The organism is Roseomonas fluvialis, assembly GCF_022846615.1.
GTDB classification, from domain to species: Bacteria; Pseudomonadota; Alphaproteobacteria; order Acetobacterales; family Acetobacteraceae; genus Neoroseomonas; species Neoroseomonas fluvialis.
The window spans coordinates 816,716-840,491 of the sequence record NZ_AP025637.1; the positions used below are offsets into that span (position 1 = coordinate 816,716).

General features: G+C 69.8%; 21 protein-coding genes. 8 read left to right on the forward strand and 13 right to left on the reverse strand.

All coding sequences use genetic code 11. The features are described from left to right. Positions 1 to 14 precede the first annotated feature (14 nt). The 7 genes from hisN (at position 15) to MWM08_RS04060 (ending at position 8,423) form a co-directional block, all read left to right on the forward strand. Positions 15 to 797 (forward strand): histidinol-phosphatase, encoded by a 783-nt coding sequence (gene hisN / locus MWM08_RS04030; protein WP_244458189.1) that lies wholly within the window; start codon positions 15 to 17, stop codon positions 795 to 797. A gap of 46 nt (positions 798 to 843) precedes the next feature. Next, positions 844 to 2,703: an extracellular solute-binding protein gene (locus MWM08_RS04035; protein WP_244458190.1), complete on the forward strand. Its 1,860-nt coding sequence runs from the start codon at positions 844 to 846 to the stop codon at positions 2,701 to 2,703. A 7-nt stretch (positions 2,704 to 2,710) separates the two neighbouring features. Beyond that, positions 2,711 to 3,820 carry a microcin C ABC transporter permease YejB gene (locus MWM08_RS04040; RefSeq protein WP_244458191.1) on the forward strand — a complete coding sequence of 370 codons (1,110 nt, stop codon included), beginning with the start codon at positions 2,711 to 2,713 and terminating at the stop codon, positions 3,818 to 3,820. Positions 3,821 to 4,070: 250 nt separating this feature from the next. Continuing rightward, positions 4,071 to 5,114, forward strand: coding sequence for an ABC transporter permease (locus MWM08_RS04045; RefSeq protein ID WP_244458192.1), 1,044 nt, complete (start codon positions 4,071 to 4,073; stop codon positions 5,112 to 5,114). Further along, positions 5,111 to 6,718, forward strand: a complete 1,608-nt coding sequence (locus MWM08_RS04050; protein WP_244458193.1) for an ABC transporter ATP-binding protein — start codon at positions 5,111 to 5,113, stop codon at positions 6,716 to 6,718. The genes MWM08_RS04045 and MWM08_RS04050 overlap by 4 nt, the downstream gene beginning before the upstream one ends. 299 nt (positions 6,719 to 7,017) lie before the next feature. Then, positions 7,018 to 7,488, forward strand: a complete 471-nt coding sequence (locus MWM08_RS04055; RefSeq protein WP_244458194.1) for a hypothetical protein — start codon at positions 7,018 to 7,020, stop codon at positions 7,486 to 7,488. A 2-nt stretch (positions 7,489 to 7,490) separates the two neighbouring features. After that, positions 7,491 to 8,423: a 2-hydroxyacid dehydrogenase gene (locus MWM08_RS04060; protein ID WP_244458195.1), complete on the forward strand. Its 933-nt coding sequence runs from the start codon at positions 7,491 to 7,493 to the stop codon at positions 8,421 to 8,423. Between the two features lie 113 nt (positions 8,424 to 8,536). Here MWM08_RS04060 and MWM08_RS04065 read toward each other — a convergent pair whose 3' ends face one another. From MWM08_RS04065 to MWM08_RS04125, 13 genes are all read right to left on the reverse strand, one after another. Beyond that, positions 8,537 to 8,932, reverse strand: a complete 396-nt coding sequence (locus MWM08_RS04065; protein WP_244458196.1) for a MarR family winged helix-turn-helix transcriptional regulator — start codon at positions 8,930 to 8,932, stop codon at positions 8,537 to 8,539. Between the two features lie 83 nt (positions 8,933 to 9,015). Then, on the reverse strand, positions 9,016 to 10,401 hold the full coding sequence (locus tag MWM08_RS04070) for a leucyl aminopeptidase family protein (RefSeq protein WP_244458197.1): 1,386 nt from the start codon (positions 10,399 to 10,401) through the stop codon (positions 9,016 to 9,018). 284 nt (positions 10,402 to 10,685) lie between these two features. Then, positions 10,686 to 11,438, reverse strand: a complete 753-nt coding sequence (locus MWM08_RS04075; RefSeq protein WP_244458198.1) for an SGNH/GDSL hydrolase family protein — start codon at positions 11,436 to 11,438, stop codon at positions 10,686 to 10,688. Then, complete coding sequence (gene rfbD / locus MWM08_RS04080; protein WP_244458199.1) at positions 11,435 to 12,322, reverse strand: dTDP-4-dehydrorhamnose reductase; 888 nt, start codon at positions 12,320 to 12,322, stop codon at positions 11,435 to 11,437. Before rfbD ends, MWM08_RS04075 begins: the two co-directional genes overlap by 4 nt. Positions 12,323 to 12,355: 33 nt before the next feature. Then, complete coding sequence (locus tag MWM08_RS04085) at positions 12,356 to 14,269, reverse strand: hypothetical protein (protein ID WP_244458200.1); 1,914 nt, start codon at positions 14,267 to 14,269, stop codon at positions 12,356 to 12,358. Positions 14,270 to 14,372: 103 nt separating this feature from the next. After that, positions 14,373 to 14,933: a dTDP-4-dehydrorhamnose 3,5-epimerase gene (gene rfbC / locus MWM08_RS04090; protein WP_244458201.1), complete on the reverse strand. Its 561-nt coding sequence runs from the start codon at positions 14,931 to 14,933 to the stop codon at positions 14,373 to 14,375. Continuing rightward, entirely contained in the window at positions 14,930 to 15,811 is an 882-nt protein-coding gene (gene rfbA / locus MWM08_RS04095; protein ID WP_244458202.1) for a glucose-1-phosphate thymidylyltransferase RfbA, read from the reverse strand. The genes rfbC and rfbA overlap by 4 nt, the downstream gene beginning before the upstream one ends. Beyond that, entirely contained in the window at positions 15,808 to 16,869 is a 1,062-nt protein-coding gene (gene rfbB / locus MWM08_RS04100; RefSeq protein WP_244458203.1) for a dTDP-glucose 4,6-dehydratase, read from the reverse strand. The genes rfbA and rfbB overlap by 4 nt, the downstream gene beginning before the upstream one ends. Before the next feature lie 124 nt (positions 16,870 to 16,993). Beyond that, the gene (locus MWM08_RS04105; RefSeq protein ID WP_244458204.1) at positions 16,994 to 17,905 is read right to left on the reverse strand and encodes a glycosyltransferase family 2 protein; all 912 of its coding nucleotides are present in this window, start codon (positions 17,903 to 17,905) and stop codon (positions 16,994 to 16,996) included. Further along, the gene (locus MWM08_RS04110) at positions 17,902 to 19,566 is read right to left on the reverse strand and encodes a glycosyltransferase (RefSeq protein WP_244458205.1); all 1,665 of its coding nucleotides are present in this window, start codon (positions 19,564 to 19,566) and stop codon (positions 17,902 to 17,904) included. Before MWM08_RS04110 ends, MWM08_RS04105 begins: the two co-directional genes overlap by 4 nt. Positions 19,567 to 19,578: 12 nt before the next feature. Further along, positions 19,579 to 20,529 (reverse strand): GDP-L-fucose synthase, encoded by a 951-nt coding sequence (fcl, locus tag MWM08_RS04115; RefSeq protein WP_279323230.1) that lies wholly within the window; start codon positions 20,527 to 20,529, stop codon positions 19,579 to 19,581. Next, on the reverse strand, positions 20,522 to 21,607 hold the full coding sequence (gmd, locus tag MWM08_RS04120) for a GDP-mannose 4,6-dehydratase (protein ID WP_244458206.1): 1,086 nt from the start codon (positions 21,605 to 21,607) through the stop codon (positions 20,522 to 20,524). Before gmd ends, fcl begins: the two co-directional genes overlap by 8 nt. A gap of 123 nt (positions 21,608 to 21,730) precedes the next feature. After that, entirely contained in the window at positions 21,731 to 22,639 is a 909-nt protein-coding gene (locus MWM08_RS04125; RefSeq protein WP_244458207.1) for a glycosyltransferase family 2 protein, read from the reverse strand. A 231-nt stretch (positions 22,640 to 22,870) separates the two neighbouring features. Between MWM08_RS04125 and MWM08_RS04130 the strand changes: the two genes are divergently transcribed. Then, positions 22,871 to 23,737: an FkbM family methyltransferase gene (locus MWM08_RS04130; protein WP_244458208.1), complete on the forward strand. Its 867-nt coding sequence runs from the start codon at positions 22,871 to 22,873 to the stop codon at positions 23,735 to 23,737. Positions 23,738 to 23,776 lie beyond the last annotated feature (39 nt).

Genomic DNA, 23,776 nt, shown 5'->3' on the forward strand with positions numbered 1-23,776 from the left:
CAGGGGAATAGCGCATGGTACCCGACGACATCATCGCCGCCGCGGAGGACTTCGCCGACGCCGCCGGCGCGGTCATCCGCCCGCTGTTCCGCTCCGCCCTGCTGGTCGAGGCGAAAGGCGATGCCAGCCCCGTCACCAAGGCCGACCGCGACGCCGAGTCAGCCATCCGCGCCCTGATCGCCACCCGCTTCCCCGACCACGGCGTGATCGGCGAGGAACACGGCGAACACCACCCCGATGCCGAATGGGTCTGGGTGTTGGACCCGATCGACGGCACCCGCGCCTTCGTGACCGGCCGGCCCCTCTTCGGCTGCCTGATCGGCCTGCTGCACCGGGGCGTGCCCGTGCTTGGCATCATCGACCAGCCCGTCACCGGCGAACGCTGGGTCGGCGTGGCCGGCCGCCGCACGCGCTTCCGCGCGCCCATGGGCGGCACGCCCGCCTGCCGGCCCTGCGCGGCGGTCGGCCAGGCGGAACTCTCCTGCACCAGCCCGGACATGTTCGACGACACGCTGCGCCCCGGCTTCGAGCGCCTGCGCGGTGCGGCCAGGCGGGTGACCTGGGGTGGCGACTGCTACGCCTATGGCCTGCTCGCGATCGGCCTGGTCGACATCGTGGTTGATGCGACCATGAAGATCTGGGACTGGGCGGCACTGGTCCCGGTCATCGAAGGCGCCGGCGGTCGCGTCACCGGCTGGCGGGGCGAGGCGCTGACCGCGGCCTCCGACGGCCGGGTGCTGGCGGTTGGCGACCCGGCCCTGCTGGCCGACGCCGTACGCCTCCTTACCGATCGGTAGGCGCAGGGACGTTGCCGCGCAGGGGGCGAACCCCCATCCTGCGAACATGAACCGTCGCGACCTGCTGGCGCTCGGCGCCCTTGGCCTCACCTTTCCGCTGCCCCGCGGCGCGCGCGCCGTAGTGCCCGCCGGCGGCGACAAACCCGGCGAGGTGGTGCGCACGCACGCGCTGTCGCTGCTGGCACCACCGTCGCTGCCGGCGGATTTCCCGCATTGGCCCTGGGCCAACCCCGCCGCGCCGAAGGGCGGGGAGGTGGTGCTCTCCCGCCTCGGCTCCTTCGACAGTTTCAACCCCTATATCCTGCGCGGCACGCCGGACCCGGGGATCGGGCTGATCTACGACACGCTCATGGCCGGCAACCCGGACGAGGCCACCGCCGAATACGGCCACCTGGCCGAGACGGTGGAACTGCCCGCCGACCGCCGCGGCGTCAGCTTCGAACTGCGCGCAACCGCCCGCTGGCACGATGGCCGCCCTGTCACGGCCGACGACGTGGTCTTCACCTTCAACGCGCTGCGCACCCAGGGCCGCCCCTTCTTCCGCGCCTATTGGGCCGACGTGACCGAGGTGGTGGCCGAGAGCCCGCGCCGCGTGACCTTCCGCTTCAAGGATGCCGAGAACCGCGAACTCGCGCAGATCCTGGGCGACCTGCCCGTGCTGCCGAAGCACTGGTGGGAAGGGCGCGACTTCGCCCGACCCTCGCTCGATGTGCCGCTCGGGTCCGGCCCCTATCGTCTGGAACGCTTCGAACCCAACCGCAGCACGGTGTATCGCCGCGTCGAGGATTACTGGGCGCGCGACCTGGGCGTGCGCCGCGGCCTGAACAACTTCGACACGCTGCGCTACGAATACTTCCGCGACACCACCGTGGCCTTCGAGGCCTTCAAGGCCGGTCAGGCCGATTTCCGCACCGAGAACGTCGCGCGCGACTGGGCCACCGGCTACGACTTCCCCGCCGCCCGGCGCAACCTGGTGCAGCGCCAGGAAATCCCGCACGAGATCCCGACCGGGATGCAGTGCTTCGCGGTGAACCTGCGCCGCCCGCTGTTCCAGGATGCGCGCGTGCGCCGCGCCCTGATCGAGGTGTTCGACTATGAATGGATGAACACCAACCTGTTCTTCAGCGCCTATGCGCGCACCTCGTCGTATTTCTCGAATTCCGACTTCGCTGCGCGCGGCCTGCCCGAAGGCCGCGAGCGCGCGATCCTGGAGGGCTTTCGCGGCCGCATCCCCGAGGCGGTCTTCACCGAGGAATACAAGCTGCCCGTCACCGACGGCACCGGCAACAATCGGGAGGGCGCGCGCCGTGCGCTGGCGCTGCTGCGCGAAGCCGGCTGGTCGGTGCGCGACCGCCGCCTGGTGAATGCGGCCGGCCAGCGCTTCGAATTCGAAATCCTGCTGCAGGGTGCCACCTTCGAACGTGTCGCACTGCCCTATGTCCAGTGGCTGGAGCGCATCGGCATCTCGGCGCGCGTGCGCACCGTGGACCCCGCGCAGTACCAAGTGCGCATCGACGCCTTCGACTACGACATGACGGTCGATTCGATGGGCCAGGGCTTCTCCCCGGGCAACGAGCAACGCGACTACTGGACCACGGCCAAGGCGCGCGAGAACGGTTCCCAGAACGTCGCCGGCATTGCCGACCCGGCGATCGACGAGCTGGTCGAACTGGTCATCGCCGCACCGAACTACGACGAACTTGTCGCGCGCACCCGCGCGCTGGATCGCGTGCTGCTGCACCACAATTTCGTGGTGCCACACTGGCATTCGCGCGTGTTCCGAATCGCCTTCTGGGACAAGTTCGGCCGGCCGGAGCGCAACCCGCGCTATGGCCTCGGCTTCCCGCAGGCCTGGTGGATCGATCCGGCGCGGGAGCGCGCGCTGGCCGAAGCGCGGCGCGGGTAGCGTACCCGTGGGCGCCTACCTCCTCCGCCGGCTGATGCTGGTGGTGCCGACGCTGCTCGGCATCCTGATCATCAATTTCGCCGTCGTGCAGTTCGCCCCCGGCGGGCCGGTCGAACAGATGCTCGCCGAACTGCGCGGCGAAGGACAGTCGACCCTCGGGCGCATCACCGGCGAGGGCGGCGGCGATGTCCGCGCACCCAGCACGGGCGGCGCGGGCGGCAGCGACGGACCGGCCGGCACCTATCGCGGCGCGCGCGGCCTCGACCCCGCGATCGTCGCCGAGATCGAACGCGCCTTCGGCTTCGACAAGCCCGCCCATGTCCGCTTCTGGGAGATGCTGACCGGCTACCTCACCTTCGATTTCGGAAGGTCGCTGTTCCAGGACCGGCCGGTGATCGACCTCATCCTCGAGAAGATGCCGGTGTCGATTTCGCTGGGCATCTGGTCGACGCTGATCATCTACCTGATTTCGATCCCGCTCGGCATCCGCAAGGCGGTGCGCGACGGCTCGCGCTTCGACGTCGCGACATCCGGCATCGTGCTGGTGGGCTACGCCATCCCGGGCTTCCTGTTCGCGGTGCTGCTGGTCGTGCTGTTCGCCGGCGGGTCCTTCCTGCAGATCTTCCCGCTGCGCGGGCTCGCATCCTCCGGGTCGGCCGACTGGCCGTTCTGGCAGCGCGCCATCGACTACGCCTGGCACATGACACTGCCGATCGTCGCCCTGGTGATCGGCGGCTTCGCCGGGCTGACTATGCTCACCAAGAACTCCTTCCTGGACGAGATCGGCAAGCAATACGTGGTGACCGCGCGCGCCAAGGGTGCCAGCGAAGGCCGCGTGCTCTACGGCCACGTCTTTCGCAACGCGATGCTCATCATCATCGCCGGCTTCCCCGCAGCCTTCATCGGCATGCTGTTCACCGGCGCGCTGCTGATCGAGATCGTCTTCTCGCTCGACGGCCTCGGCTACCTCGGCTTCCAGGCGGCAACGCGACGCGACTACCCGATCATGTTCGGCACCCTGTACATCTTCACCCTGCTCGGCCTGGTGCTGCAGATCATCAGCGACTTCACCTACACCCTGGTGGACCCGCGCATCGACTTCGAGGCGCGGCGATGAGGGTCGTGGTGTGGCGCGCCCGCAAGGGGGCTGTGCCCCCCTGCACCCCCCACCAAGGGGCAACGGCCCCTTGGATCGCGGGTTTGAATCGGGGGATTTGGGGAGGGGCATCGTCGGTGCCGCCTGCGCCGCTGGTGCGCCTTGCCCCTCCCCAAATCCCCCGATCAAGTCGAGGGGTCGAGGAGCCTTTTGGCCCTTGGCGGGTCGGGTGCGGGGAGGGCAGAGCCCTCCCTGCGGACCTCGCCGCGCCATGACCCTCACCCCCATCACGCGCCGGCGGATCGCGAATTTCCGGGCCAATCGGCGTGGGTATTGGTCGACGATCATCTTTGCGGTGATCTTCGTCCTGACCTTGTTTGCCGAGTTCATTGCCAATGACCGGCCGCTGGTGGCGCGCGTGAACGACCAGTGGTTCTTTCCGGTGGTGGTGGACTATGCCGAGACGGATTTGGTGCCGGACGGGCTGCCCACCGGCAGCGACTATTGGCAGGACCGCGACTTCCTGAAGGACTTCGAAGCGGCGGGCGGCTGGGCGATCTGGCCGCCGGTGCGCTTCAGCTATTATTCCATCGTGCGCGACCTGGATCATCCGCTGCCTGCGCCGCCTTCCGCACGGAACTGGCTCGGCACGGATGACAAGGGGCGCGACGTCGTGGCGCGCGTGATCTACGGCTTCCGCATCTCGGTGCTGTTCGGCTTCACATTGACGATCGTGAGTTCGATCATCGGTATCGCGGCGGGTGCGGTGCAGGGGTATTTCGGTGGCGCGGTGGATTTGTATTTCCAGCGATTCATCGAATTGTGGTCGGGCATGCCGCAGCTGTATCTGCTCATCATCCTGGCCAGCGTGATCGAACCCAGTTTCTGGGTGCTGCTGACCTTCCTGCTGCTGTTCTCCTGGATGGGCCTCACGGGCGTGGTGCGCGCGGAATTCCTTCGTGGACGCAACCTGGACTACGTGCGTGCGGCCAATGCGCTCGGTGTGTCGCATGCATCGATCATGGTGCGGCACATCCTGCCGAACGCGATGGTCGCGACGCTCACCTTCCTGCCGTTCATCCTGGCGGGGTCGGTGACCGTGCTCGTCTCGCTCGATTTCCTCGGCTTCGGGCTGCCGCCGGGTTCGCCCTCGTTGGGTGAACTGGTGAACCAGGGCAAGGACAACCTCAACGCGCCGTGGCTGGCGCTGACCGGCTTCTTCGTGCTCGGCACCATGCTGACGCTGCTGACCTTCGTGGGCGAGGCGGTGCGCGACGCCTTCGACCCGCGCAAGCTGCCGGGGGGCGGGCGATGACGCTGCTGCGCGTGAAGAACCTCTCGGTCGCCTTCGGCACGAAGCGCGTGGTCGAGGACGTGTCCTTCGCGGTCGAGCCCGGGCAGTCCATTGCGCTGGTGGGCGAAAGCGGGTCCGGCAAGTCGGTCACGGCGCTGTCCTGCCTCGGCCTGCTGCCGGGCGCGGGCAGCAATCCCGAAGGGCGCATCGTGCTCGATGGCACGGATGTGCTGGGTGCGCCCGAACGCGATCTGCGCCGGCTGCGCGGCGGCGTGGCGGGCATGGTGTTCCAAGAACCCATGACATCGTTGAACCCGCTGCACACGGTGGGCCGCCAGGTTGCCGAGGCGATCACGCTGCACCAGCCGCTGTCCGGCGAAGCGCTGCGCGCGCGCGTGGTGGACCTGTTGCGCCGCGCCGGCTTCCCCAAGGCCGAGGACCGGCTCGGCGCCTATCCGCACCAGCTCTCCGGCGGGCAGCGCCAGCGCGTGATGATCGCCGCGGCGCTGGCCAACGACCCCAAGCTGCTGATCGCGGACGAACCGACCACCGCGCTGGATGTCACGATCCAGGCGCAGATCCTCGAATTGCTGGAACAGTTGAAGCGCGACCTGGGCATGGCGCTGCTGCTGATCACCCACGACCTCAACATCGTGAAAAAGCACGCCGATGCGGTGGTGGTGATGAAGGACGGGCGCGCCGTCGAACAGGGCGCCGTCAGTCGCGTCTTCACGGCACCGGCGCATGACTACACGCGCATGCTGCTCGCGACCGAACCGCGCGGCGCGCCGGCGCCGATCGCCGAAGCCGCGCCCGAGATCATGCGCGGGGAGGCCATCAAGGTCCGCTTCCCGATCCGCCGCGGCGTGATGCGCCGCGTGGTCGCGGAAGTCCGCGCGGTGGATGGCGTGAGCCTCGCGGTGCATGAGGGCGAGACGGTCGGCCTGGTCGGCGAATCCGGATCGGGCAAGACGACGCTTGGCCTGGCGATGCTGCGGCTCGAGACGAGCGAGGGTGCGATCCGCTTCGAGGGCACCTCCATCCAGGGCCTCACGCGCGCCGCGCTGCGCCCGCTGCGCCGGCGCATGCAGATCGTCTTCCAGGATCCCTACGGCGCGTTGTCGCCCCGCATGAGCGTGGCGGAGATCGTGGGCGAGGGCCTGGCCGTGCACGAGCCGGGCCTGACCGCCACGCAGCGCAACGCCGCGGTGGCGACGGCGCTGGAGGAAGTGGGCCTCGATCCCGCCATGGCGGAGCGCTACCCGCATGAATTCTCCGGCGGCCAGCGCCAGCGGATCGCCATCGCCCGCGCGCTGGTGCTGAAGCCGCGTTTCCTGGTGCTGGACGAACCGACCAGCGCGCTCGATGTCAGCGTGCAGGCGCAGGTGGTGGACCTCCTGCGCGCGCTGCAGGCGAAGCATCGCCTAGCCTACCTGTTCATCTCGCACGACCTGCGCGTGGTGCGTGCCATGGCGCACCGGATCATCGTGCTCAAGGATGGCCAGGTGGTCGAGGAAGGCGCGGCCGCGCGGGTTGTCGAAGCCCCGCGGGAAGCCTACACGCGCGCTCTGATGGCCGCCGCATTCGACCTTCGCACCGAGGCCGCTCCGGGCCTGCGCACGTGATCCGCGCCACCGCCGCCCGCGCATCACTCGGATCACGCAGCGATCCGCGGGCGCAGGGCGCGACCGCGCCCAACCCTCGCATCGCGCCGGTCGCACGCGTGAATGGCGCGCAAGCCAAGGCCGCCGATGCGGCCGCCCGGTGCGCAAGGACAGAAAAAAGACCGGATTGCGCAACGGCGCGATCCGGGAGCGCACGGCGCGACCTCGCCCAACCCGCCCGTCGGCCCCCGCGCACCCGTGCGCGGCGCGAAGGCAAGCCGGGCGGATGCCCGGCGCCCGCCCTCTGAGGGCGCAAAAAAATGTCCTCTGAGATCGACACCCTCCGCACCCTGCTCGACTCGGGGCGCGTGAAGCTCGGAGTGCACATCCGCAAGATGAACTCGCCCGGCTCCCCGGTGTACCAGTCCTGGGAGAATGTCTGGCCCGCCGGCCTGATCCTGGCGGTCTCCTTCGCCGCACTCAAATGGGGCGGCGCGCCGCTGGTCGCACTCGGCGTCGAACAGGGCGGCGCCTGGGCCGGCACCATCGTGCTTGGCGTGGGCTGCTGGTGGTGGATGTACCGGGTCATGCCGCGCGTGAAGGATGGCGTGTTCGACCGCACCGCCGCCTTCGCCCTGCAGTCGCCCGGGCATTTCGACGCGCTCTGGGCAAAGGGCGTGCTCAGCCTGTATGCGAAGCTGCCCGATGGCACCGAGCGTGCGGCCACCGGTCGCAATTCCTGGCGGGACTTCGTCACCGCCCTCGACACCGAACTGAAGGCGCAGACCTGACCATGGCCGTCCTGCTCTCGACCAAGGCGCACACCATGCAGGACTGGAAGGCGGCGCTGCTCGCGGTCGACCCGTCGCTCGAGATCCGCCTGTTTCCGGAGGCCGGCGCGCCCGAGGACATCGAGGCCGCGGTGGTCTGGACCGCGCACGACATGATGGAACTGCGCCGCTACCCGAACCTGCGGGTGATCGTGTCCATGGGGGCCGGCGTGGACCACCTGTTCCGCCCACCGGGACCGCCGCCCGGCGTACCGGTGGCGCGGCTGCTCGACACGCGCCTGACGCAGGGCATGACCGAATGGGTGCTGCTGAATGTGCTGCGCTTCCACCGCCAGGACCTGGACTATCGCGATCAGCAGGCCCGAAAGGTGTGGCACGAACTGCCTGCGCCCGAGACCAGCGCGCGGCGCATCGGCATCCTGGGCTTGGGGGAACTGGGCGCGGATTCGGCGCGCGCGCTGACCGCGCTCGGCTTTCCCGTGATGGGCTGGTCGCGCCGCCCGAAGCAGGTGCCGGGCGTGGAGACCTTCCACGGCGCCGATGGCCTGATGGCCATGGCGGCCAGGACCGACATCCTGGTCTGCCTGCTGCCGCTGACGCCAGAGACGCGTGGCCTGATCGACGCCCGGCTGCTGGGTGCGATGAAGCCCGGCGGCTACCTGCTGAACGCCGCGCGGGGCGGCCACCAAGTCGCGGCAGACCTGCTGGCCGCGCTCGACAGCGGGCACTTGGCAGGCGCGGCGCTCGATGTCTTCGAACCCGAGCCCCTGCCGGCGGACAGCCCCTTCTGGACCCATCCGAAGGTGATCCTGACGCCGCATGCGGCCAGTATCACCATCCCGTCCTCGGCCGCGCCGCAGGTGGTGGAGAATATCCACCGTGCCCGCGCCGGCCGTCCGCTGATCAACCTGGTGGATTTCGCGGCCGGGTATTGATCCGGCCGGCGGCTTCGCCGGAGATTTCCGCGCGCCGGTCTGGCGTGGCGGCTGTGCGTGAAACCAAAGGCATGCAGGCGGGCGGGGGCGGCACCAGGGCCGCCCCGGCCGCACTACACTGCGCGCAGCGTCGGCTCGGTCTGGGCCGGCAGCAGGCGCACCTCGCCGGTCGCCTTCACGGCCTCGGTCATCACGCCGCGCAGGTCGCGCAGGAAGGTCGTGCCCTTGGGGGTGCGCTGCACCAGCACCGACCGGCGGTCCGCCGGGTCCACCTTGCGGCGCGCGAGGTCGAGTTCGCCCAGCCGGTCCAGTGCGCGCGTGATCGCCGGCTTGGACACGTTCAGGTCATGCGCCAGGCCGCGCACGGTGTGCGGGCCCTCGCCGAGATAGACGGTCAGCAGCACCGCGAGCTGCCGCGCCGAGAGGTCCGGCCCATCGCTGCGCACGAGGGCGACGATGGTCTCGCGGAGAATGCCGATCTGTTGGTCCGGGTTGCCGTGGTTGGTCATTTTGGTCTGTCCTTGGTGGAACGCTTGGGCGGCTCGGCCGCCGTCGTCGGTTCGCCCGCGTGCGGCCTGTGAGGGGTTGAAGATCAGGTCGTTGGCCGCGTTGCCTGCGCTTCAGCGCATTCGGCAACCAAGGCATGGAGTGCCCGGGCGCATTGGGCTTCGCCACCTTCCGGCCGTCCCGGACGGGTGCGATCGTTCCATGCATATAGGTCGAGATGCGCCCAGGGCACGCCGGCGGGGACGAAGCGGCGCAGGAACAGCGCCGCCGTGACCGCCCCGGCCATCGGCTTCTGCGACACGTTCGACAGGTCGGCGAAGGGGCTGTCGAGCCAGGAATCGTAGCCGTCATGCAGCGGCAGCCGCCACATCGGGTCGTCCACCGCTTGCCCGGCCGCCAGCAGCCGGCCCGCCAGCGCGTCGTCGTTGCAGAACAGCGCCGGCAGGTCCGGGCCGAGGGCGACGCGCGCGGCCCCCGTCAGGGTCGCGCAGTCGATGATCATGGCGGGGGATTGTTCCGCCGCGAAGGTCAGCAGGTCGGCCAGCACCAGGCGGCCCTCGGCGTCAGTGTTGCCGACCTCGACCTTGAGGCCGCGGCGGGTGCGCAGCACGTCCATCGGCCGCATGGCGGTGCCGGAGATGGCGTTCTCCACCGCGCCGATCAGGACCAGCAGGCGCACCGGCAGGTTGGTGCGCATGATCATCTCGGCGGCGGCCAGCACCACGGCGGCGCCGCCCATGTCCTTCTTCATGCGCAGCATGCCGCCGGCGGATTTCAGGTCGAGCCCGCCGGTATCGAAGCACACGCCCTTGCCGCACAGCGCGATCAGCGGGCCGGAGTCCGAACCGCTCCAGCGCAGCACCGCCACGCGCGGCGCGCGGGGGCTCCCCTGCCCGACCGCGGCGACCGCGGGAAATCCCTGGTCCAGGCTGTCGCCCAGCACGATCTCGCAATTGCCGCCATGGCGCGCGGCGAGCGCGGCGGCGGCGGCGGCAAGTTCCGCCGGGCCGAGGTCGGCAGCCGGCGCGTTGATCAGGTCCCGCGCGGCACAGATCGCTTCCGCGGTGACCAGTGCGGGCCCGGCATCAGGCGAGATCTCGAGCACGGCGGGCGAGGGCCCCGCCGCCTTGTGGCGGTGCGGGCGATAGGCGCCGAGCGCCCAGCCCAGCGTCGCCTGCGCGGGGTCCTGCGGCCCGGGAGCCAGGCGCCAGGCGGTGCCGGGCGGCAGACCGCGCGCGAGCGTACCGAAGGCCCACGGCGTATCCTCCTGTCCCAGCCCGACCACCGCGCCGGCCAGGCCGTCGGCACCGGGCAGCAGCGCGAAGTCGCCGGCCTTGGCGGCGAAGCCCGAAGCGCGCAGGAAGGACGCCACCGCTGCCGGCAGGTCGCCAAGGAAGGCAGTCAGCCCGTCCGCCCGAACGGCGTACAGCGGCAGCGCCCCCATTGCCCTGGCCGTCAGGCCCTCCAGCATCGCACAGCATTCCTTGGTGGTAACGGATGCGTCAGCATCGATTTCATGAAAATCTCAAGCACTATTTTGCTCCGGATGACCAACGGATTCCAAGGTTTCCATTCCGCAGAAGGGTTATGCACATAATGCAAGGCGTGCGACATTGCAGCGCGACCGGTTCCTTCCCCTAACGAAAACTTCACCTCGATGAGTGTTGCCCCTGCCGGCGATGCACGACCGCTCGCCGTGCGCCGGCGAGGCCGCACAACCCTTGCGCGCCGATGCATCCGAGGCCGCCGGCCGTCTCAGCGGCGCTGCGCTGGCGTTCCGGGGGGCAAGCCGGCCATCAGGGCGGCGGAGATCGCCTCAGCGATGCAGGCATAGCCGCGGTCGTTGTGGTGCAGATTGTCCGAGATCAAGAATGCCTCGTTCGGCACGCCATTCGCGGCCCAGGCATCCATCAGAGCGCCGCGGGAGAACAGCACCACGCCGGGCACGCCGGCGGCGGCCTCGGCCAGCATCGTGTCGTAGTCCCGGTGGCCGGGCCGGGCCGCGATGCGCGGCGCGCGCTGGTTGTCCATCAGCACCACGTCGATGCCCGCCACGCGCAACCGCAGCAGTCCCTGGCGCAGGAAGCTGCGGAAGGAATCGCGGTCCATGCTGCGTAGCGCGGCGTTGGCGCCGACCTGCCAAATGACCAGTTGCGGGCGTTCGGCCACCGCATCGCGTTCCAGCCGGCCCAGCATATGCGCCGCGTCCTCCCCGCCGGCACCGCGGTTCATCACGGTCACGGCAGTGCCCGGTAGCGCCGCGCGGAGCCGCGCCTCGAGCCGCCCCGGATAGGCCCGCCACGGGAGGCTCGCCCCCGCCCCGGCAGTGGAGGACGAGCCGAGGGCGACGATCCGCACCTCCTCCCCGCCCGCGATGGCGGCAGCGAGGCGCGGTGCCGCGATCGGCACAACGGGCGCCGGCGGGCAGGCCGGTGCCTCGTCCGCGCGTGCGCAGGCCGGCAGCAAGCCGACCAGCAGCGCTGCCAGCCAGGCCCGCCAGCCGGTCACGATGCCAAGGCGGCCCTGGCCACCCGGTCGAGCCCCTGTTCCCAGCGCGGCAGCGCCACGCCAAAGGTCTGCGCCAGCCGCGTGGTGTCGAGCCGGCCATCCGCCGGCCGCACCGCGCGGGTCGGGTAGTCCTGGGTGCCGATCGCCTGCACCTCGGGCCGCGGGCCGCCCAGCGGCGCGGCGGCGGCGAAGATCGCCTCGGCGAAGGCATGCCAGGTGGTGGTGCCGCCCGCCACCGCATGGAACACGCCGCGGTAGCCGGCCTGCCAGCCGGTCCCCCGCAGCCGGGCCAGCACGGCGGCGATGGCATCCGCCAGGTCGGGCGCTGCCGTCGGGCTGCCGTGCTGGTCGGCCACCACGCGCAGCACCGGGCGTTCCGCCCCAACGCGCAGCATGGTGCGCAGGAAGTTGTTCCCCACCGCCGAGAACACCCAGGCGGTGCGCAGCACGATGGTCTGCGGGTTCTCCGCCAGCGCCGCCCATTCCCCTGCCAGCTTGGTCCGTCCATAGGCGCCGAGGGGGTTCGGTGCGTCGGTCTCGACATAGGGCGCGCCCTTGCGCCCGTCGAAGACATAGTCGGTCGAGACCTGCACCAGCGGGATGCCGAGCGCGGCGCAGTGGCGCGCCACCAGCGCCGGGCCGACGGCATTCGCCACGAAGGCGCCTGCCTCGTTGTCCTCGGCCGCATCCACGGCCGTCCAGGCGGCGCAGTTCACCACGGCGTCGGGCTGCGCCGCGGCAAAGGCGGCCGCGATGGTCGCGGGCTGCTCGAATTCGAATTCGGGCTGGCCGAACAGGAAGGGCTCGAAGCCCTGGGCGGGCAGGGCTTCGGCCAGGCCGGTGGCAAGCTGCCCGCCGCGGCCGGTGACCAGCACCCGGCGCATCACCGGGACCCCGCAGGCAAGGGCGGCTGGATTTCAAACATGCGCAACGCGCAGCCGATCGCGGGATGCGAGGCTGTCTTCCAGCATCTGAGCCAGGGTCTCTGCGACGAACTGCGGGTCAAGGGACACGTCTGCATTGCTGGGCTTCCTTACGCGTGCGGGCCCCACCGAAGCCGTTGCGACCGCGGGCGTTCCGAAAACGATTCGGGGGAGCGTCGAGATCTCGGCTGCAGCGAACCCCGGGCTCTGAAGCAACTGGCGTTCCGTAAACACCGGAGGTGCATAGACGAGCCCGGGCGCCGAACTGAACCAGCCAACCTTGTGCTGCGTGGTGCCATAGGGCGCGAGATAGAGGCTGACCTCGGCTGCCCAGAGCACGCTTTCGCGCATCGTGTTTCCGACCAGGTTGAGGACCCGATCAGGGTAGTGGCTGGCCGTGCGGATTCTCTCGGCAAGCCCGTGCAGTAACGCGACGGCTTCCGTCCAGTCCTGTGAGCTTGAATCCTCCCCGACCGGAAACGAGAACCCGTCGAGCAGGAACATGGCGTCGGAGTGCGCCTCGCCGATGCGATTGATGATCTCGATGAAGCCGGCCTCCTGCTCGACCCATGCGCGGCCGCGAACGCGAAGCGCGAGCCAAAGGAGGGGAGCGCCTGCCGGGCGCGGAATGTCGCGAGGTTCAGTCACGTCCATGCGCGGCCTTGGCCGTCCGCGCATGTAACTGACGATGCGATCGGTCAGGCTGCGCGGAATGTAGAAGCCTGCCGACGGTAGTGGCAGCCCGCCAGACGGTGTCTCGGCGGGATCCACGACATTCTCGCGCCGGGGGCGCTCGATCCTTACGTCGTGAAGTTCCGGAAACAGGTCCTGCACGGACCCAAAGAACTCCGTGCCGGAATACCTCACGGCGGCAAGCGCATCGACCCTACGGAGTCGGATCGCACGTTCAAGTCCCGTCTGGAAATTCCAGTGATGATGCGCGAAATTGTTTGTCGGGGGCATGTAGAGCGTAAACTTTGTTCTCTCCCCGATGGGCGCTGCGGCGCGCACCGCACGGGCGCGAAGATATGCCGCAAGAACGTTTGCAAGCTCCTTGCCCCGCAGGCGTCCTGTCCATTCACCGCCGAACGTCAGAACGATGCGACTGCGCGAAAGATAGAGGCCTTGCGGCGCGTTCCATGGACCACCGGTCACCATGAAGAACGGCTCCACGCCATCGAACCGGTAAAGGCAGCGGCCATATGCGATGATGCCGTCGCTCGCGTTGAGGACCTCTCCGCTCAGCGGATCCATCATCGACAGCCGGCCCAGTTCCAGGGCGCGGTCGACCCATCCACATTCACCCTCGGTCTGTTCGACGCGGCGCCTGGCTTCGGTGCTCGGCAGCCGGGATTGCGCGATCACGCGTGCCCATTCGGGGTCCGGCTTCAGTTCGGACTGCAGATAGTCGTGCATCCTGGAGATCTGAATTCGCTCGGCATCCTGTCCGACAATCTTGCCGGGCTTGAGTAGATTAATCGCCTGCGTGGGAGGAATTACGAATCTGAAATAAATCGGCACGAAATTACGAATATCAGAGGAAATTCTTTCGCGAGACTGCTGATATTCGTGGTTCCCTTCGCACAAAAACCTCCAGAATCGTGCTATCGGCAGAAGCAAGCCGTTGGATGCGTTATTCAAAATGTCTTTGAATAATGATCGAGGGGCGTCTTCGCCCATTTCGTCTGCAACAAAATCCAGAATTGTCGGTAGCGGCATGGTGGAGTCGAGCTGTGTCTTGCACGCCCAATCGACGGCAACCGTTTTGCCGAACGTGTTGGAGATTTGAGATACCGCACGTTGAAATTTCGCTGAATTCGCGGGGTCGCTGCGGATCAACTCCGCCAGGGCCTCGAACGAATTGGACGCCACATCTGTACTGACTTCATCCTTGGCCGATTGGGTCATGGCCGGCGTCATTTCTTCCTGCATGCAGGGAGTTCAGCCGGCGGCGCCGCTCGGATCTCCATGGCAGGCTTCCCGCCGCGGCCGGTGACCAGCACCCGGCGCATCACCAGGACCCCGCGGGGAAGGGCGGCGCGATCTCCGCCAGGCGCGGCGCGGTCCGGTCCTTGTCCGACAGTACCGGCGTCCCGGCCGGCCAGGCGATGCCGAGGGCGGGGTCGTCCCACGCGATGCCGCCATCCGCCGCTCGGTCATAGGGCGCGTCGGTCTTGTACAGCACCTCGGTATCGGGCTCGAGCGTGCAGTAGCCATGCGCGAAGCCGCGCGGCACCCACATCTGCCGCCAGTTCGCCGCGCTCAGTTCCGCCGCGACGTGCTGGCCGTAGGTCGGCGAGCCCTGCCGGATATCGACCGCGACATCGAGGATCGCGCCGCGCGCCACGCGCACCAGCTTGCCCTGCGCGGATGGCGGGCGCTGGAAATGCAGCCCGCGCAGCACGAAGGGTTCGGCCGAATAGGCGTGGTTGTCCTGCACGAAGTCGGGGTCGATGCCATGCGCGGCGAAGGCGCGGCGCGACCAGACCTCGCTGAAGAAGCCGCGCGCATCGCCGTGCCGGACGGGTTCGATCAGCAGTACATCGGGAATCGCCAGGCGTTCGACCTTCATGCGTGCCGCCCCGCCGCCAGGTCGCGCAGATAGGCGCCATAGGCGGTCTTGCCGAGCGCATCCGCGCGCGCGGTCAGGCCGGCGGCGTCGATGAAGCCCATGCGGAAGGCGATCTCCTCCGGGCAGCCCACCTGCAGGCCCTGGCGGTCCTGCACGGTCTGCACGAACAGCGCCGCCTGCAGCAGCGATCCCGGCGTGCCGGCATCGAGCCACGCGCAGCCGCGGCCCATCTGTTCGGCGCGCAGCGCATCGAGGCCGAGATAAACCTTGTTGAGGTCGGTGATCTCGAGCTCCCCGCGCGCCGAGGGCGCCAGGTCGCGGGCGAGCTGCGTGACGCGCGCATCGTAGAAATACAGCCCGATCACCGCCCAGTCGGATTTCGGCTTCGCAGGCTTTTCCTCGATGCTCAGCACACGGCCCGTCGCGTCGAATTCCGCCACGCCGTAACGCTCGGGGTCGGCCACGCGGTAGCCGAATACTGTCGATTCGCCGGCCTGCGCGCGCGCGGCGGCGGATTGCAGCTGCTCGGACAGGCCGTGGCCGTAGATGATGTTGTCGCCCAGTGCCAGCGCGCAGGGCTGCCCGCCGATCCAGTCCGCACCGATCTGGAAGGCCTGGGCGATGCCCTCGGGCTTCGGCTGTTCGGCATAGGCGATCGAGACGCCGAACTGTGACCCGTCGCCCAGCAGGCGCTGGAAGCTCGGCAGGTCGGTCGGCGTCGAGATCAGCAGGATGTCGCGCACCCCTGCGAGCATCAGCGTGCCCAGCGGGTAGTACACCATCGGCTTGTCATACACCGGCAGCAGCTGCTTCGAGGCCGCCAGGGTCATGGGATGCAGGCGCGTGCCCGAGCCGCCCGCCAGAAGAATGCCCTTCATGCCGCCACGCCCCCGAGCCGCTGCCCCGCGTATCGTTTCTCGCGGATCGGCCGCCACCAGGCCTCGTTCGCCAGGTACCAGGCGATGGTCTGCTCGAGCCCGCTTTCGAAATCATGCTTCGCGCGCCAACCAAGCGCCGCCTCGGCGCCCGAGGGGTCCATCGCGTAGCGGAAATCATGCCCGGGCCGGTCGCGCACATAGGTGATCAGGCGCTCGCGCGGCCCGTCCGGGTCGGGTCGCAGCCGGTCGAGCGTCGCGCAGATGGCGCGCACCACTTCGAGGTTCGTGCGTTCCTGGCGCGGGCCGAGGCAATAGGTCGCGCCCGGCATGCCGCGGAACAGCGCGAGGCACAGCGCCTCGGCATGGTCCTCGACGTGGATCCAGTCACGGATGTTCGAACCGTCGCCATAGACCGGCAGCGGCTTGCCATCGAGCGCGTTCAGCGTGACCAGCGGGATCAGTTTCTCGGGGAACTGCCAGGGGCCGTAGTTGTTCGTGGTGTTCGAGACGAAGTTCGGCATGCCGTAGGTGTGCTGCCAGGCGCGCACCAGATGGTCCGATGCCGCCTTGGACGCCGAATACGGGCTGCGCGGGTCGTAGCGCGTGTCCTCGTCGAAGGGCTTGTCGTCGCGGCTTTCCAGCGAGCCGAACACTTCATCGGTCGAAACGTGGTGGAAGCGGAACGCGTCCTTCGCCGCCCCGTCCAGCGACGCCCAGTATTCGCGCGCCGCCTCCAGCAGCACTTGCGTGCCGACCACGTTGGTGCGGATGAATTCCGCCGGCCCGTCGATCGACCGGTCGACATGCGATTCAGCCGCCAGGTGCATGACGCGCGAGGGCCGGTGCTGCGCGAAGGCCGCGCGCACCGCCGCCGCGTCGCAGATGTCGGCCTTGATGTGGACGTGCCGCCGGTCCGCGAACCAGGAGCCCAGGCTGTCCGGGCTTGCGGCATAGGTCTGGCAGTCGAGGTTCACCACCACTTCGTCCGTGGTGGACAGCAGGCGGCGCACCACCGCCGATCCGATGAAGCCAAGGCCGCCGGTGATCATCAGGGTCATGGAGGGTCCGGACAGAACAGGGGTTGGTCCCGCTTTCGCGGAAGCGCGGCGATGGTGCAATCATTAGATGAATATTCCATCGCGCCGCGGGCTGCGACTCCGCGCGGCCGTGTGGAAAATTGCGTCACGCCGTGCCCCGGCGCAGGCCGCGGTCGCGCCAATGCCCCGGCAGGCGTGCTGCGAAGCGCAGCGGCCAGATCGGGTCCGCCGCAAGCCCGGCCATCGCGGTCGTCGCCGCCGCGCCGACCGCGCCTTGGCGCGCTTGCAGCCCCGCCCGGTAGCCGACCGCCCAGCCATGCCAGCGGCGATAGGCGGCATGCGCCGGCGTGCCGGGCGCGCACTCGGCCAGGCGCGCGCGCGCGAGGTCGAGCAGATGTCGCGATAATTTGTCCCGCAGGTCGCCCGCCGCGAAGGTCAGCGACCCGGCATGGCTTCGATACCGGATGATGGTCTGCGGGATCACCAGGCAGCGCGGCGCGGCCAACACCAGCCGCAGCCAGAAATCCTTGTCGGCCGCGAGCGGGAAGCGGTCGTCGAACAGGCCGACCCGGTCGAACAGGGCGCGGCGGTAGATCGCGGCATTCATGGTGGTGACGCCGCCGATCGCATTCGCCTCGGTCAGCCCGACCGCGGCTGCGCCGGACAGGTGGCGCAGCGTCACCTCGCGCCCGTGCTCCGTGGCGAAGAATTCGGCGGCGCCGATCACGAGGTCGAGCGCGGGGTCGGCCAGCGCCGCCTCCGCCGCGGCGAAGGCGCCCGGGGCATAGAGGTCGTCGCTGTTCAGCAGCCCGACCAGGTCGCCCTGCGCGCGCCGGAGGCCCTTGTTGATCGCGTCGTACAGGTTGCGGTCGGCTTCGCGCACCACGACCAGGTGCGGGTAGCGCGCCAGAACATCGGCGGTGCCGTCGGTCGACCCGCCATCGACGATGATGTGCTCGAAGGACGGGTGGCCCTGCGCGAGCACGCTGTCGATCGCCGCGCCAATGGTGGCAGCGCGGTTCAGGCAGGGGGTGACGATGCTCAGCCGCGGGGTCATCGGCGCAGCCATGCCCGCAAACGGCGCATCGCACCACCCGCCAGCAGGCGTTCCGCCGCCCGCGCCAGCGCCGGGGATGCGCGGTCGAGTGCCGCGACCAGCGCCAGCGCACGTCGCGCCGGGGCGGCCGCCGCATCCCGTGCCCGCGCTGCGGCGATCGCCGCATCCCACCCCGCATCCAACCGTTGCTCGGCCTCGGCCTCGGCCCCGGCGCGCCGGCGGGCCAGCGCCAGCCAGGCGGCGCGCCCGGCCGGCGCGGGTGCGGCGCGGACCAGCACGGCATCGGCGTCATGGATCGCGACCCCTGCCGCCTGCGCCTGCAGCAGCAGGTCGGCCAGGGCCGGCACGTCGCGCGGCAGCGCCGCGCCCAGCCGGGCGAGGATGTCGGGACGGACCAGCGTCGCCTCCGGCACGCCGAAGCCGGCCGGGCCGTCGGGCGAGACATCGCCGCGCAGCACGCGCGCCCAGGCTGCCGCGGGCTCCGCCGTGCGGTGCAGCGCCTCGGCCCCGTCGGCGCCGCGTAGCAGGTGGTGGCCGCGGATGATGCCGGCACCGGCGGGGGCCTCCGCCACCGCCTGCGCCAGGGTGGCCGCGTCGCCGGGCGCAGCGCCTTCGGGCAGGGCCAGCAGCCAGTCCGCCTCCGGGAGAGGCCCGTTGGGCCGCGCCACGGCGATGCCGGCCTCGGCCAGGCCCCGCGCGGGCAGGGCCGCCCGCAGCAGCGCGCTGCGCTGCGCCAGCCGCGCCATGGGCGTCAACAGGAAGTCCACCAGCGCGGGCTCGGCGGCGCTCCAGCGCGCATGGCCCGCGGCGATGTCGTCGCGCGCCCTTGCGCCGATCTCGGCCGCACGGGCGAAGTCCAACGGGCCGTGCGCGCCGGGCGCATACAGCAGCCCGTTGCGGCCATGCGACACATACTCGTTCATGGTCGGCGCATCGGGGGCCACCACGCACATGCCCGCCGCCATGGCCTCGAGCACCGCCATGCCGATCCCTTCCATCGGCCGCGGTGCAAAGAACACGTTGGCCTCGGCCAGGCGCTGGGCGAAGGCCGCGCCGTCGGCCGACCAGGTGCTGCGCAGCAGCCGCCCGACATGGGCGGGCGCAGCGGTAGGGAAGGGCGCCTCGTGCCCGGGGTCGGGTGCGTCATGGATGGCGAGGCTGTCGAACCGCGCCCCTGCGGTCAGCGCGAAGACCTGCCCGGGCGGGATGTCGCGCCGACGGTACCACAGGAAGCCGCGCAGCGCGTCGAAGTCGCGCACCGCCGGGCGCGCGGCGGGGTCGGGATAGTACTGGACCAGCGCATGCACCGGCGCGCGGCGCATCACCTGTTCGCGCAGCGCCCAGGAGAAGCACAGGATCTTCGCGGCATCGAAGGATGGCCGCCAGGTGAAGGCGCCGCCGCGCCACATCGCGTCCAGCATGGGCGCGAAGGTCACGTTGCGGTGCCGCCCGCTCAGCAGCGCGAAGGCCTCGTGCAGTTGCCAGACGATGATGGCGTCGTAGCGTGCCTCGTCGAAGCCCGCCGCGGCCAGGCGCAGCGCCGCCACGTCCGGCGGGGCGAAGACGGCATCCACCGTCGCGTGGCGCTGCACGAGGTCGAGCAGGAAGCGGCTCGACCCGGTGCGTGCATGGTAGTCGAGGCCAAAGAAGGCGACGCGCATGTCGCCGCGCGGTCAGGTGCGCAGCGCCGGCTGGTCGAGGAACCAGCGATAGGTATCGGCCAGCCCCTGGTCGAAGCCGATCCGCGACTGCCAACCCAGCGCGCCGATGCGCGAGACATCCATCCGCTTCAGCATGGTGCCGTCTGGTTTGCTGCGGTCCCAGTCGATGCCCCCGGCGAAGCCGGTCACGCGCGCGATCGCCTGCGCCAGTTCGGCGATGGTGATGTCGCTGCCCGTGCCGATGTTGAGGTGCCCTTCGCCCGAATAACGTTCGAGCAGGAAGGCGCAGGCATCCGCCACGTCGTCCACATGCATGAATTCGCGCCGCGGTGTGCCGGAGCCCCAGCAGGTGACCACCGCGTCGCCCGCGCGCGCCGCGGCGTGGAATCGCTGCAGCAGGGCGGGAATGACGTGGCTGCGCTCGGGGTGGAAGTAGTCGCCCGGGCCGTACAGGTTGCACGGCATGGCCGAGATGTAGTCGCGCCCGTATTGGCGGCGATACGCCTGGCACAGCTTGATGCCGGCGATCTTGGCGATGGCGTACCACTGGTTGGTGGGCTCCAGCGGGCCGGTCAGCAGCGCATCCTCGGTGATCGGGTTCGCCGCTTCCTTGGGGTAGATGCACGACGATCCAAGGAACAGCAGGCGGTTCACGTCGGCCCGATGCGCCGCCTCGATCAGGTTCGTCTCGATCATCAGGTTGTCGTAGAGGAATTCGGCCGGGTAGCTGTCATTGGCCAGGATCCCGCCGACCCGCGCGGCCGCGACCACCACGGCATCGGGCTTGGTCGCGGCCATGAAGGCCTCGACCTGGTCCTGGCGGCGCAGGTCCACCGTGGCGCGGTCGGCGGTCAGCACCTGCGCGCCGGCCGCCTCCAGGCGCCGCACGCAGGCCGACCCCACCATGCCGCGATGGCCCGACACATAGATGCGCGTGCCGGCCAGCGCGAAGACCTCAGCCATGCTGGCGCTGGCCGGGCACCGGGGCGGCCTCGTCGCGCAGCAGGGCTATGTCGGCGGCGACCATTTCGCGCACCAGTTCGGGCAGCGCGACCGTGTGGCTCCAGCCCAGCTGGCGCTTCGCCTTGGCGGGGTTGCCGATCAGCAGGTCCACCTCGGTCGGGCGGAAGTATTCGGGATCGACGCGCACCAGCGTGCGGCCGGAGGCGCGGCAGACGCCCTCCTCCTCGACACCCGTCCCGCGCCATTCGAGGGCGATGCCCGCCTCGGCAAAGGCCAGGTCGCAGAAATGGCGCACCGTGTGCGTCACGCCGGTCGCGAGCACGTAGTCGTCCGGCGTGTCCTGCTGGAGGATGCGCCACATGCCCTCGACGAAATCACGCGCATGGCCCCAGTCGCGCTGCGCATCGAGGTTGCCGAGCCACAGGCAGTCCTGTCGGCCCAAGTGGATGGCGGCGACCGCGCGGGTGATCTTGCGGGTGACGAAGGTCTCGCCCCGGCGCGGGCTCTCGTGGTTGAACAGCACGCCGTTCGAGGCATGCAGGCCATAGGCCTCGCGGTAGTTCACCACGATCCAGTAGGCATAGAGCTTGGCGGCGGCGTAGGGGCTGCGCGGGTAGAAGGGCGTGGTCTCGTCTTGCGGCACGGCCTGGACCTTGCCGTACAGCTCGCTGGTCGAGGCCTGGTAGAAGCGCGCGGTCTTGTCCATGCCCAGGATGCGCATGGCTTCCAGCAGCCGCAGCGTGCCGATGGCGTCGGAATTGGCGGTGTATTCCGGCGTCTCGAACGACACGGCCACGTGCGACTGTGCGCCCAGGTTGTAGATCTCGTCCGGCTTCACCTCGGCCAGGATACGGATCAGGTTGGTGGCATCCGTCAGGTCGCCGTAGTGCAGGTAGAATCCGACGCCCGGGTCGTGCCGGTCATGGTACAGGTGGTCGACGCGGCCCGTGTTGAAGGATGACGACCGGCGCTTGATGCCGTGCACCACATAGCCCTTCGCCAGCAGCAATTCGGCCAGGTAGGAGCCATCCTGGCCGGTGATGCCGGTGACGAGGGCAACCTTGCGACGATCCGACATAGGCTTCCTTATGGTCTGCGCGGAGCGGCGACGCGCAAGGGGCACGCGTGGCCGGCCGCGGGCGGTCTGCGTCGGGCCGGGCTTTAGCAGGTGGCGGGCCGGCCCGGAAGGCCACCGCCGGGTTCAGGCCCGCGGGCCCACCAGGCGACGCTTCGCGGCGCGGATGGCGCCGACCGCGGGCCGGGGCAGGTGCCGCACCAGCCAGGACCGCACCAAGCCGATGCCATGCGGCTGGGTCCAGGGGGCGCGGCCGTCCTGGCGCTCGATCTCCTCGATCCGCTGCGACAGCAGAGCGTACTGATACATCTCGATGCGCCGGCGATCCCATTCGGGGGTCCGGAACACCGGAGACGCGTTCTGGATAGCGAAGACCTCCGGCTGGCCCTTCCGGAGGTCGGCCGAAGCGCCCCCCATCGCGTAGGACGCCACCAGCGTATCGATCCGCTCCAGCCGCAGCGAGGGGTCGGCCAACACCTTCAGCCACCAGTCGTAGTCGGCATGCCGGCGCCAGCGCAGGTCGAAGGGGCCGGTGCGGTCGAACACGGCACGCCGCGCGAAGGTCGCCTGGTGCGGCAGGCAGCCGAGCACCATTTCCTCGGCCGCCTTTTCGGGCGGCGGCGGGTCGTGCCGCATGCGGTCAGTGCCGTGCCGGAGTTCGAGCGAGCCGTAATAGACGTCGGCGCGCGGGGCGCGGGCGATGGCCGCCATGGCGTCGGCCACGGCGGTCGGCCCGGCAAAGCGGTCGTCGGCGTTGAGGAAGATCACGAACTCGCCGGTTGCGCGCGCCAGGCCCTTGTTCATCGCGTCGTAGATGCCGCGGTCCGGCTCGCTCACCAGCGCCGCGATGCCGGCGCGGTGGCGGTCGAGGATTGCCGCGGTCCTGTCAGTCGACGCACCGTCCACCACCACGTACTCGATCGCCGTCCAGGTCTGTTGCAGCACGCTGGCGACGCACGCGTCGAGTGTCGCGGCGGCGTTGCGGCACACCGTCACGACGGAGACGACAGGGATGGCATCCTGGCTGGGCGGCATGGACTCGCTTCACGGCGCGGTGGCGCCCGATACGGAGGTGCAATACCGGGATCGATCGTCGCGTCACAGAAAATTTTCGCGCCCCCTTGCAGAGATGACGCAACCGCAACAACGTCCGGCCGGCAGCAGGGTTTCCGGAGTCCGGAGGCACGGCGCGCCTGGGGGTAGCAACGCGTGGTGCCGAAGCGCCTCATCACATCTTCGTTCGTCGTGACTGCCATGTTCCGCCGCATGAAGCGCCTCCGCGAGGAAAACGCCCGGCTGCGCGAAGCGGCCACGCAGACCGCCGTCGCCCATTCGGCCGAGATCGCGGCGCTCCAAGCGCGTGTCGTGCCCGACGACCCGGGCGAGGGCTTCTTCGCCGCGCTGAAGCGCGTGGGTGTGCTGAACTGGGAGAGCGCCGCGGCCAGCGGCGAAGAGCGCTTCCTGCGCGGCTACCTGCAGCGTTGGCCCGAGGCGCTGATCCTGGACGTGGGCGCCAACACAGGCCAGTTCGCCGCCACTGCGCGGGCCGAGGGCGCGGCGGCCGCGATCCACAGTTTCGAACCCCACCCGGTTGCCTTCGCGCAGCTCGCCGATCGTGCGGCCGGCCTGGACGTGACCGCCGAACAGCTGGCGCTGGGCGACCAGGACGGCGCGATCGAGATGTTCGACTACGCGGACGAGACCGGCTCCCAGCACGCCTCGCTCTACCGGGAGGTGATCGAGGGCGTGCATCGCCGACCCGCCGCCGCCGTGACGGTGCGCATCGCGAAGCTCGACACCATCGCGCGCGAACGTGGCATCGGGCACGTCGGCCTGCTCAAGATCGACACGGAAGGCCACGAGCTGGCCGTGCTGCGCGGCGCCGCCGGGCTCATAGCCGCCCGCGCCATCGACGTGATCCAGTTCGAATTCAACGAGATGAACGTTGTCTCCCGCGTCTTCATGAAGGACTTCTTCGACCTGCTGCCGGACTACCGGATCTTCCGCCTGCTGCCGGACGGCGCGATCCCGTTCGACGCCTATGACGCGCGCTTCATGGAGATCTTCGCCTTCCAGAACATCGCCTGCGTGCGGCGCGACCTCGAATCCGGGTGGCTGCTCGCGGGCGGTTGACGCTGCGGGGCCGCTGCCCTAGGCCGCGCGCGGACCGCC

Coding starts and splice junctions, on each gene's coding strand:
- hisN (WP_244458189.1), top strand. CDS start 15: ATGGTACCCGACGACATCATCGCCGCCGCGGAGGACTTCGCCGACGCC.
- MWM08_RS04035 (WP_244458190.1), top strand. CDS start 844: ATGAACCGTCGCGACCTGCTGGCGCTCGGCGCCCTTGGCCTCACCTTT.
- MWM08_RS04045 (WP_244458192.1), top strand. CDS start 4,071: ATGACCCTCACCCCCATCACGCGCCGGCGGATCGCGAATTTCCGGGCC.
- MWM08_RS04050 (WP_244458193.1), top strand. CDS start 5,111: ATGACGCTGCTGCGCGTGAAGAACCTCTCGGTCGCCTTCGGCACGAAG.
- MWM08_RS04055 (WP_244458194.1), top strand. CDS start 7,018: ATGTCCTCTGAGATCGACACCCTCCGCACCCTGCTCGACTCGGGGCGC.
- MWM08_RS04060 (WP_244458195.1), top strand. CDS start 7,491: ATGGCCGTCCTGCTCTCGACCAAGGCGCACACCATGCAGGACTGGAAG.
- MWM08_RS04065 (WP_244458196.1), bottom strand. CDS start 8,932: ATGACCAACCACGGCAACCCGGACCAACAGATCGGCATTCTCCGCGAG.
- MWM08_RS04070 (WP_244458197.1), bottom strand. CDS start 10,401: ATGCTGGAGGGCCTGACGGCCAGGGCAATGGGGGCGCTGCCGCTGTAC.
- rfbD (WP_244458199.1), bottom strand. CDS start 12,322: ATGCGCCGGGTGCTGGTCACCGGCCGCGGCGGGCAGCTTGCCACCGGC.
- MWM08_RS04085 (WP_244458200.1), bottom strand. CDS start 14,269: ATGACCCAATCGGCCAAGGATGAAGTCAGTACAGATGTGGCGTCCAAT.
- rfbC (WP_244458201.1), bottom strand. CDS start 14,933: ATGAAGGTCGAACGCCTGGCGATTCCCGATGTACTGCTGATCGAACCC.
- rfbA (WP_244458202.1), bottom strand. CDS start 15,811: ATGAAGGGCATTCTTCTGGCGGGCGGCTCGGGCACGCGCCTGCATCCC.
- rfbB (WP_244458203.1), bottom strand. CDS start 16,869: ATGACCCTGATGATCACCGGCGGCCTTGGCTTCATCGGATCGGCGGTG.
- MWM08_RS04105 (WP_244458204.1), bottom strand. CDS start 17,905: ATGACCCCGCGGCTGAGCATCGTCACCCCCTGCCTGAACCGCGCTGCC.
- MWM08_RS04110 (WP_244458205.1), bottom strand. CDS start 19,566: ATGCGCGTCGCCTTCTTTGGCCTCGACTACCATGCACGCACCGGGTCG.
- fcl (WP_279323230.1), bottom strand. CDS start 20,529: ATGGCTGAGGTCTTCGCGCTGGCCGGCACGCGCATCTATGTGTCGGGC.
- gmd (WP_244458206.1), bottom strand. CDS start 21,607: ATGTCGGATCGTCGCAAGGTTGCCCTCGTCACCGGCATCACCGGCCAG.
- MWM08_RS04125 (WP_244458207.1), bottom strand. CDS start 22,639: ATGCCGCCCAGCCAGGATGCCATCCCTGTCGTCTCCGTCGTGACGGTG.
- MWM08_RS04130 (WP_244458208.1), top strand. CDS start 22,871: ATGAAGCGCCTCCGCGAGGAAAACGCCCGGCTGCGCGAAGCGGCCACG.